This window comes from Desulfobacter sp. (assembly GCF_050177295.1).
On the sequence record NZ_JBFXHE010000152.1, the window covers coordinates 1 to 9,555 of the forward strand.

Annotated in this window: 8 protein-coding genes; 6 read left to right on the plus strand and 2 right to left on the minus strand. The window is 50.4% G+C overall.

Annotated elements, in window-relative coordinates; genetic code table 11:
* The first annotated feature begins 152 nt into the window (after positions 1 to 152).
* Genes AB7U36_RS11960 through gcvPB form a run of 5 tightly spaced genes read left to right on the plus strand, consistent with a single transcriptional unit; the run spans position 153 to position 5,080 of the window.
* Positions 153 to 596 (plus strand): Lrp/AsnC family transcriptional regulator, encoded by a 444-nt coding sequence (locus tag AB7U36_RS11960; protein WP_035242561.1) that lies wholly within the window; start codon positions 153 to 155, stop codon positions 594 to 596.
* Between the two features lie 27 nt (positions 597 to 623).
* Positions 624 to 1,868, plus strand: coding sequence for an aminomethyltransferase family protein (locus AB7U36_RS11965; protein WP_428160003.1), 1,245 nt, complete (start codon positions 624 to 626; stop codon positions 1,866 to 1,868).
* A gap of 19 nt (positions 1,869 to 1,887) precedes the next feature.
* Positions 1,888 to 2,286, plus strand: coding sequence for a glycine cleavage system protein GcvH (gene gcvH, locus AB7U36_RS11970; RefSeq protein WP_428160004.1), 399 nt, complete (start codon positions 1,888 to 1,890; stop codon positions 2,284 to 2,286).
* A 5-nt stretch (positions 2,287 to 2,291) separates the two neighbouring features.
* Positions 2,292 to 3,629 carry an aminomethyl-transferring glycine dehydrogenase subunit GcvPA gene (gene gcvPA / locus AB7U36_RS11975; protein WP_428160005.1) on the plus strand — a complete coding sequence of 446 codons (1,338 nt, stop codon included), beginning with the start codon at positions 2,292 to 2,294 and terminating at the stop codon, positions 3,627 to 3,629.
* Entirely contained in the window at positions 3,626 to 5,080 is a 1,455-nt protein-coding gene (gene gcvPB / locus AB7U36_RS11980; protein WP_428160006.1) for an aminomethyl-transferring glycine dehydrogenase subunit GcvPB, read from the plus strand. The genes gcvPA and gcvPB overlap by 4 nt, the downstream gene beginning before the upstream one ends.
* Here gcvPB and AB7U36_RS11985 read toward each other — a convergent pair.
* Positions 5,070 to 6,683: an AmpG family muropeptide MFS transporter gene (locus AB7U36_RS11985; RefSeq protein ID WP_428160007.1), complete on the minus strand. Its 1,614-nt coding sequence runs from the start codon at positions 6,681 to 6,683 to the stop codon at positions 5,070 to 5,072. The two genes, gcvPB and AB7U36_RS11985, sit on opposite strands and share 11 nt — an antisense overlap.
* Positions 6,684 to 6,722: 39 nt before the next feature.
* Positions 6,723 to 7,562: an MBL fold metallo-hydrolase gene (locus AB7U36_RS11990; protein WP_428160008.1), complete on the minus strand. Its 840-nt coding sequence runs from the start codon at positions 7,560 to 7,562 to the stop codon at positions 6,723 to 6,725.
* A 306-nt stretch (positions 7,563 to 7,868) separates the two neighbouring features.
* On the opposite strand from AB7U36_RS11990, the gene AB7U36_RS11995 reads away from it, so the two are divergent.
* Positions 7,869 to 9,555: acyl-CoA dehydrogenase (locus AB7U36_RS11995; RefSeq protein WP_428160009.1), on the plus strand; the 1,687-nt coding region annotated here is incomplete at its 3' end.

Here is a 9,555-nt window from a genome sequence, read left to right on the forward strand (position 1 = left end):
ATATTTGACTCTGCACCTTCAATATCATAAAGTTAAAATACGTTCAGATTAAACCCCCGAAGGTCACGAAAAACACGAAGTATAGTATGCTGATATCTTTGTGAACTTCGTATTCTTCGTGGTAAAATAACATACGCAATAAAAAGAGAAAAATGAAAATTGATGACACCAATATCAGTATCATCCGAGAACTCAAAGACGGTAAAAAACCCTTCAAAAAAATAGCCGACAAGCTGGGCGTTACTGAAAATACGGTAAGAGCCAGGGTTCTCAAGCTTCAGGAAGAAGGCGTGCTTGAGTTCTGCGGACTTGTGGACCCGGCCATGCTGCCGGGCCATAGAAGTGTAATTGTGGGCATTAAGCTGTCCGAGACAAATCTGGTGGAAAAAGGAGAGGAGATCAGCCGCCTGAAAGGCGTCATTTCCGTGTCCGTGGTCACAGGCCGATATGATCTTATGGTGCAGGTTCTGTTCAAAGAAGGATTTGATCTGCTTGAATTTTACACCGATGAAATTTCAAAAATTCACGGCATAGATTCCGTTGAAACCTTTGTGGTTTATAAATCATACAACCTGAAGGTGCCGTACATTTTTTAAAATATACCATAGAAAAGGGGCACTGCCATGACCGATAATCTAAAAAAAACACCATTAAATGAATGGCACAGAAATGCCGGAGCCAATATGGCTGATTTCGGCGGATTTGACATGCCGCTATGGTATGACTCAGGGGTTAAAAATGAGCATATTGCCGTACTTAAATCCGCGGGTATGTTTGACACATCCCATATGGACTGTATCCGGGTACAGGGAAAAGACGCCCCTGCCCTGCTTGATTTCTGCTTCACAAGACAGACCCGGGACCTGTTGTCAGGCAGGTGTGTTTACGGCGCGTTTTTAGATGATCAGGGATATTGCATTGATGATGCCATTGTGTATAAATTTTCTGAGTTGCGCTTCATGGTTTGTGTGAATGCAGGTATGGGGGCAATGGTCACCAGGCATCTGACCTTGCACAGTGGCGGCAAATCTATAGAAATAATAAATTTATCAGAACAGCTTGCCAAACTGGATGTCCAGGGGAAGAATGCCTTGAAAATCGTGTCAGGCCTGATCAGGGACAAAGAAGACATTTTTGGCAAAATGCCCTATTTCTCCTTCAAGGGCGATCTGGACCCTGACGCCCCCAATGGGGTAAAGCTTATGGACGGTACCCCTGTCATTGTGTCAAGGAGCGGGTACACAGGTGAATTTGGTTTTGAAATTTTCATTTCACCCGATAAGGTTGAAAAGCTGTGGTGTGATCTTTTGGACGCAGGCGCCCCCTATGGCCTGATGCCATGCGGCCTGGGTGCCCGGGATTCCCTGAGGGCCGGTGCATGCCTGCCCCTGTCCCACCAGGACATCGGGAATTTTCCCTTTATCAACCACCCCTGGGAGTTTGCCCTGCCCTTTAAGGCAGGTACCCGGCAGTTTACCAAGACATTTTTAGGGGCCGAAAGTCTAATAAATCTGGAACAGCCATCCTTTACCTACGCCTTTGCCGGTGACTCTTTAAGAAAGGTGGGACCAGGCCATGCCAGCCGGGTTCTTACCGCACAAGGCCAAGATATCGGAAGAGTGCTGACCTGCGCGACAGACATGGGGATCTTTTGGCATGAAGACAGAATCGTCAGCATCAATACGCCAAACCTGCCTCCGGATGTCAAAATTAAGGGGCTTGCCTGCGGATTTGTCATGGTCAACCAGCCCCTTGACATGGGTACCCGGCTGACCCTTGCCGAAGGTAAACGCAAAATCGGGGTCCGTCTTGTTGCCGATATTCGGCCGGACAGGACAGCGAGGCTTGCAATCAAAAACTTCCAATAGAATAAAAAAGGATACGATTATGAAAGCAATAGAAGAGCTTAATTTCCCATCAGACGTTAAGTACACCGATGACCATGAATGGGCAAAGATCAAAGGCGACCTGGTCAGTGTGGGAATTTCTGACTATGCCCAGGACCAGCTTGGTGAAATTGTTTTTGTGGAAATGCCCGAAATCGGTGACACCTTTGGCCAGGGAGACGAATTCGGCAGTGTGGAGTCCGTTAAAGCGGTATCTGAAATTTTTCTGCCCATTGCAGGTGAAATCGTTGGGGTGAATTCAGAACTTGAAGATGCCCCGGAGCTTGTCAACACCGACTGCTACGACAAGGGCTGGCTTGTCAAAATTAAACCAGCCGATCTGTCCCAAATGGACAGCCTTAAAGACCGGGCCGCATATTTAGAAATGCTGAAAGGATAAATGCCATGCGTTATCTGCCGCATACCAGACAGGACATCGACCAGATGCTGGCTGTAACCGGCCACGCCGGTCTGGATCAGCTGTTTGAAACCATTCCCGATTCTGCGAGAACAAAGACCGGCTTGAACCTGCCGGACGCCTTAAGCGAGTGGGATTTGAATGCAACCATGGAGGCGCTTTCCTCACAAAATGCGGCATGCAGACCATATACATGCCTGATGGGCGCCGGTTCCTACGACCACCATATTCCTGCCATTGTGCCCTACCTGATTTCCAGATCCGAATTTATGACGGCCTACACCCCTTACCAGCCCGAGGTAAGCCAGGGCACCCTGCAGGGGATCTATGAATTTCAAACCATGGTTACAGCGCTTTTAGGTATGGATATTGCCACAGCATCCCATTACGATGGCGGCACTGCCCTGGCAGAATGCGCACTGATCGCCCTTCACAAATCAAAAAAAGCAAATAAAATTGCCGTGTCCAGTCTTATTCATCCCTCCCATCGCCAGATCATGAAAACCTATCTTCATCCATCCGGATATGAAATGGTTGACATACCGGCAGACAAAAACGGCCTGACAGATGCGGAAGCCTTTAAAGCCATGGATGGCATTGCAGGGGTGGCGGTTCAGTCCCCTAACTTTTTGGGAAACATCGAAGATCTCGGCCATTTCAAAGCCTGTGCCGATGAAAAAAATTGTGTATTCATTACCTCATTTACCGAGGCCTTGGCATATGGTCTGCTGAAAAATCCGGGATGTTTGGGCGCCGATCTTGTGGCCGGGGAAGGCCAGAGCCTTGGCATGGCCAAAAACTTTGGCGGTCCCGGACTTGGGCTTTTGGCCGGTACACAGAAAATGATGAGAAATCTTCCCGGCCGGTTTGTGGGAAAAACCACCGATTCTAACGGTCGCAGGGGGTATGTACTGACCCTTGCCACCAGGGAGCAGCATATCCGCAGGGAAAAAGCCTCTTCCAATATCTGCTCCAATAACGGACTCAACGCCATGACCGCAGCCATCTATATGGCCGCAGCAGGAAAAAACGGGATCAGGGAAATTGCCCTGCTCAATCATGACAAGGCTGTTTACCTGAAAAACATACTGGTGGGTGCCGGATTTGAGTCAGTTTATAACGGAGCCTTTTTCAATGAATTTGTTCTTAAAGCCCCGGCCGGATTTGCGGACAAACGAAGGGAACTGGCCCAAAAGCACAATATATTTGCAGGGGTTCCCCTTGAACCCCATTACCCGGACATGGCAGACCACTATCTTTTCTGTGCCACGGAGACCGTGTCCGGACCGGCCATGGACCTTTTGGCAAAGGAGGTGAAATCATGACACAGCCAGGCACAAGCGGCCTTATATTTAACGAACCTGAACTGTGGGAAAAAAGCCGGGAAGGCAGATGCGGCATCTCCATCCCCGGAAGCGATGTGCCAAGAGCTGATCTTGATCCGGAACTCACCGGTGATGCTCCAAAACTTCCGCAATTGTCCGAACTGGATGTTGTCCGGCATTTTACCCGCCTGTCCCAATGGAACTTTTGTATAGATTCAGGCATGTATCCCCTGGGGTCCTGCACCATGAAATACAATCCCAAAACCAATGAGGTTCAGGCCGCCCGTAAAGGATTTTCCTCAGCCCATCCCCTGGCCGGGAATGAATTTTCCCAGGGGGCTTTAAAACTGATGTATGAGTTGGAGAAGCTGCTCGGGGAGATCACGGGATTTCCCGCCGTCACGTTGCAGCCGGCTGCCGGGGCCCATGGGGAACTCACCGGCATGCTCATGATCCATGCCTGGCACGCCAAACAGGGAAAGCAGCGTTCAAAAATCCTGATCCCGGACACGGCCCACGGCACCAATCCCGCGTCGGCAACCCTTTGCGGGTATCAGTCCGTGAATATCAAATCAGGTCCCAAAGGGATACTGGAACCCCGGACCATTGCCGCGGCCATGGACGAAGATACCGCCGGCATCATGATCACCAACCCCAACACCCTGGGTCTGTTTGAGGAAAACATCAAGGAGATCTGTGACATTGTCCATGCCAAGGGCGGTCTTGTCTACGGAGACGGTGCCAACATGAATGCCGTCATGGGGATCATCAAGCCCGGCGAACTTGGCATTGATGTGCTCCATTTAAATCTTCACAAGACCTTTTCCACCCCCCATGGCGGTGGCGGACCCGGTGCCGGACCGGTGGCCGTGGCCCCACATCTGATTGACTTCCTTCCTGTGCCACGGATTCAAAAGGAAAACGATACCTATTCCTTTATTACAAATTGCCCGGACACCATCGGTCGGATGCATACCTTTTACGGTCATTTCGGCGTCATGGTCAGGGCCTTTGCCTATATTCTGTCCATGGGCAGCGACGGCTTGAAGCGTGCGTCCCAGCTTGCCGTACTCAATGCCAACTACATCAAGGAAAGCCTTAAAACCACCCTGGACCTGCCCTATGACCGGCCTTGCATGCATGAATGTGTGTTTACCGACAAAAACGTCCAGGGGCACCATATCAGCACCATGGATATGGCCAAGCGTCTTCTGGATTACGGATTTCATCCCCCCACAGTATATTTTCCCCTGGTGGTGGATGCAGCCTTTATGGTGGAGCCCACGGAAACCGAATCCAAAGATGACCTGGACCAGTTCATCGCGGCGGTAAAAGCCATTGTTAAAGAGGCAGCTTCGACCCCGGAATTATTGAAATCAGCCCCTCATCTTCCCAAGGTGACACGGCTGGACGAAGTGGCTGCAGCACGCAAACCCTGCCTTAAGGGATGATCTGACTTTTTGTTTCCTTGAGTTGCAATCGAGCCCTGCAGATCAGGATTAAAATAAGAACCGGGATACCCATCACCGCAGTCACGGTGAAAAATACAGGGTATCCCAGTTGGTCCACCATGGTCCCGGAATATCCGGAAAACACCTTGGGTACAAGGGTCATTAATGACGAAAATACAGCGTATTGAATGGCGGTGAACCGGACATTGGTCAGGCTGGACAAAAAGGCCACAAATGCGGCGCCGGCCAGGCCGCCGGCCAGGTTGTCCGCTGAAATTACAAGGTAGAGCATAGGCAGGGCCGGACCGGTCCAGGCTAAGAGAACAAACAAAAGGTTTGTAGCCGCTGACAGCAATGCCCCTGCAAAAAGAATTCGCATCACCCCGAACTGAATGGACAGGGTGCCCCCCAGAAAACCCCCGGCAATGGTCATGAACAGTCCGAATGTTTTTACGATGCTCGCGATATGGATTTTTGAAAATCCCATGTCCTGGTAAAAGACATTGGAAATAACACCTAGAACAATGTCCGAAATCCGGTACAGGCCGATAAGTGCAAGAAGCAGCCAGGCCAGGCCTGCGCCGTACCGGGAAAAAAAATCCGATACAGGTTCGACATAGGCAGACCGGATCATTTCCATATCTGCCACCTTCAGGACCACCATCACTCTTGCGGCCAGAAGCGCTGCACAAAGGCCCGCGGCAAGCCGTGCGGTTTCAATTATAAATCCGGCGGCAGAGGGGTTTTTCACGACAGAAATCGCCTGGTCCTTAAACGTTGATACTATCCCGGATGAAAAATAAAACCACCCCACAAAAGCAGCGGCAGACACTAAAAAAAGAACAAAAAACCGGGCATGATCCGTGGTCCGGCCGCGATTTGCCTGTTTGACCGTTATCTCAGGTTCTTTAATCACAAGCACCGTGATCATACCAGTGGCCATCAGCCCAGCCATGATCTGGTAGGCCATGCGCCAGGCCGTGTAGTCATAGGCACCCGGGGACGAGCCCTTAATCTGGGCCAGAAACAGGGTACCGGCCCCGGCAGCCAGCATCCCGATCCGGTATCCGGCAATATACACCGAAGCCATCAGGGCCTGAAGCTCTTCGCCTGCCGATTCAATACGAAAGGCATCAATGGCAATGTCCTGGGTGGCCGAAGAAAAGCCTAATGCCACGGCTGCCAGGGCCATCAAAGATAAAGAGGTCTCTGCCTTTGCCGGATCAATCATGGACATGGCAAAAATGGCTGCCGCAATGCAGATCTGGGCCAGGAGTATCCAGGCCCTGCGCCGCCCAAGACACCGGGTCATCACGGGAATGGGCATCTGATCCACCAAAGGGGCCCAGATAAATTTAAAGGAATATCCCAGGGCAGCCCAGGAAAAAAAGGTGACCGCCGAACGCTGGATACCTGCCTCCCGAAGCCAAAGGGACAGGGAGGAAAAAATCAGCAGAATAGGAAGTCCTGCGCTGAACCCGAAAAAGAGCATGGTCACCACCCGGGGGTGGGAAAAATTCTTGACAGCCTCCCAGGTTTTTGGGGAAAACCGCTGCAGGGGTGAAGCAAAAAAACGTAAAAAAATTAATAAGGTGCGTGACATAATTAAAAACAGAACCTGTCGCCCGGTTTCACATCAGGGCTATAAAAAGATTTCAAAATCCGCAGAAACGGCATAACAGGAGGTGGAAAGATGATGATCATTGAAAAACCGCCGGCACTGTCCAACCATGGCATCCACCTGGTCATCGGTTCTGTCCTGGTTGATATGGATCAGGCCGAGCTGACCCACTGCGGCCCGGGCGCTTAAATCCAGAACATCGGACAGGCAGGAGTGCCCCCACCCGGTTTTATCCGGGTATTCATCATCCGTGTACTCGGCGTCATGGAACAGTACATCCGCATCCTTTGAGAACTCAATGTATTCTTCAACGCCTCTGCCCTGGGAATGGATATATCCCAGTTCATTGTCCGTAAGAAACACAAATCTTTTCCCATTTTCTATAAACCGGTATCCCATGCTGTCGCGGGAATGGGACGTGGGAATCGTTTCAATATCCAGGCTGCCGATGGAAAAACGGTTGTTCAAGGATGAATCAAACCGGATGTCGGCGTTGTAATCCTTTAACCCCACGGGGAAAAAAGGCAGGCACAGAACCCTGTCAATGATCTGGCTTGTGGTCAGGCCGCCAAAGGTACGGTCCTGGATGCGGACCGTTGTGTCCGCATAAAGCAGGGGGTAAAAAAAGGGCAGACCAATGATGTGATCCCAGTGGGTATGGGTCAAAAGCAGATAGCATGTCTTAATTTTTCTTTGGACCAGACGCTTTCCAAGTCTGCGGATACCGGTACCCGCGTCAATGATGACAATTTCGCCGGAATCCGCCTGGATCTCAAAACAGGTGGTATCGCCGCCGAACCTTATATATTGTTGTCCGGATACGCTGACTGACCCCCTGGATCCCCAACATTTTATCCGCATGCGTCTTTTATATCCATCAGTTAGACCATCATTTTATAGAATTATAGAACCAACATCTTAAATTCAGATGAAACCAGGACAAAATCATTCCTTTCTTAACAGATAAATAACCATATTTAAACCTTCTTACATGAATAAATACCAGGATAAGAAAACGTCTTTGGAAATTTATATGAACTATTTTCAAAAAGTTTTGGAAATATCAAATTTTTTATACTACATATACCATGCTTTTCGTCAATGGGTATGTTGTTGGGCGCAACACATGCCATATCAACCATGAATATTTAAGAAGGGAATAATAATATGGCACAGCCAATCGCAGACAGACGCGACGTAGACTTTGTATTGCATGAACAAATCGGAACGGTTGATCATGAATTATTTGAAGAATTCAATAAAAAGACCATTGACCTGATTGTCTCGGAGGCAAGGACTCTTGCGATTAAGGAGATCCTGCCCACATTCAAGGACGGGGATGAGATCGGATGTACCCTTGAGAACGGTAAAGTAACCACGCCGGAATCCTTTAAGCGGGCCTGGAAGCTGTTCTGCGAAGGAGAATGGCTGGCCATGTGCGATGATCCGGACGTGGGCGGCCAGGGCATGCCCAAAACCGTGGGGTGTGCAGCCCTGGAATATATGGTGGGCGCCAACTCCGCCTTTATGCTCTATTACGGCATGACCCACGGCGCAGCCAAGCTGGTGGAAGCCTTTGGTGATGAGACCCAGAAAAAACTGTACATGAAAAAAATGTTTGCAGGCCAATGGGGCGGCACCATGCTTCTGACAGAACCCGAGGCCGGTTCCGACGTGGGGGCACTGACCACCTCAGCCACCCTGAACCATGACGGCACCTACACCATCCAGGGCACAAAGATTTTTATCTCTGCAGGCGAACACGATCTTTGCGAGAACATCATCCATCCGGTCCTTGCCCGTATTGAGGGTGCACCTGCCGGTACCCGGGGAATCTCCTTGTTTCTGGTACCCAAATACCTGGTGAATGAAGACGGCTCCCCGGGGGAATTCAACAATGTGGTGTGTACGGGTCTTGAAGAAAAGATGGGGATTCACGGCAATGCCACCTGCACCCTGTCTTTGGGAGACAAAGGACCTTGTATCGGCACCCTTCTCGGCGAAGAAAACAAGGGTATGCCGGAAATGTTTAAAATGATGAACGAAGCCCGGGCCTTTGTGGGTATCCAGGGCTTTGCCGTGGCCTCAGCCGCTTATATGAACGCCCTTGATTATGCCAGAACCAGGGTCCAGGGCCGGCATCTGACAGCGGGCAAGGATGCCAACGCCAAAAACGTCACCATCATCAACCACCCGGATGTCAAACGCCAGCTGTTAAACATGAAGGTATACACCGAAGGCATGCGCTCCCTGCACTATTATTATGCCAAATGCGAGGACATTGTTCACACCACGGATGATCAGGCATTAAAGGCGAATACCGCAGCGTTGATCGAGGTGCTCACCCCCATTGTCAAAGGCTATATCACGGATAAGGCCCTTGAAGTCTGTTCCCACGGTGTCCAGGTTTACGGCGGATACGGATACTGCAAGGAATTTCCGGCAGAGCAGCTCATGCGCGATTCCAGAATCTTCATGATTTACGAAGGCACCAACGGCATCCAGGCCATGGATCTTCTGGGCCGCAAGCTCTCTATGAACAAGGGCCAAAGTTTTGCCTATTTCCTGAGTCAGATCAGAAAAACCGTAAATGAGGCCAAAGAGATTGAAGGCATCACAGTGCTTGCCGAAAAGATGGAACTTGCCCTGGACCGGTATGAAGCCCTTGCCTATGAGATCGGTGCAAGGGCAAGGTCTGAAATGGCCCTTAACGCCTATGCCTTTGCCCATCCCTTCCTGGAGATCACAGGGGATATTGCCTTTGCCTGGATGCATCTGTGGCGGGTCTGCATTGCCGCGCCCAAACTGGCTAAAAAGGCGGGATCGCTTGATCCCGAAGCCGTGGCTTCCAAGG

What these genes read in the sequence shown, in the direction of transcription:
- AB7U36_RS11960 (WP_035242561.1), top strand. Translation starts at nt 153, where the DNA reads ATGAAAATTGATGACACCAATATCAGTATCATCCGAGAACTCAAAGAC.
- AB7U36_RS11965 (WP_428160003.1), top strand. Translation starts at nt 624, where the DNA reads ATGACCGATAATCTAAAAAAAACACCATTAAATGAATGGCACAGAAAT.
- gcvH (WP_428160004.1), top strand. Translation starts at nt 1,888, where the DNA reads ATGAAAGCAATAGAAGAGCTTAATTTCCCATCAGACGTTAAGTACACC.
- gcvPA (WP_428160005.1), top strand. Translation starts at nt 2,292, where the DNA reads ATGCGTTATCTGCCGCATACCAGACAGGACATCGACCAGATGCTGGCT.
- gcvPB (WP_428160006.1), top strand. Translation starts at nt 3,626, where the DNA reads ATGACACAGCCAGGCACAAGCGGCCTTATATTTAACGAACCTGAACTG.
- AB7U36_RS11985 (WP_428160007.1), bottom strand. Translation starts at nt 6,683, where the DNA reads ATGTCACGCACCTTATTAATTTTTTTACGTTTTTTTGCTTCACCCCTG.
- AB7U36_RS11990 (WP_428160008.1), bottom strand. Translation starts at nt 7,562, where the DNA reads ATGCGGATAAAATGTTGGGGATCCAGGGGGTCAGTCAGCGTATCCGGA.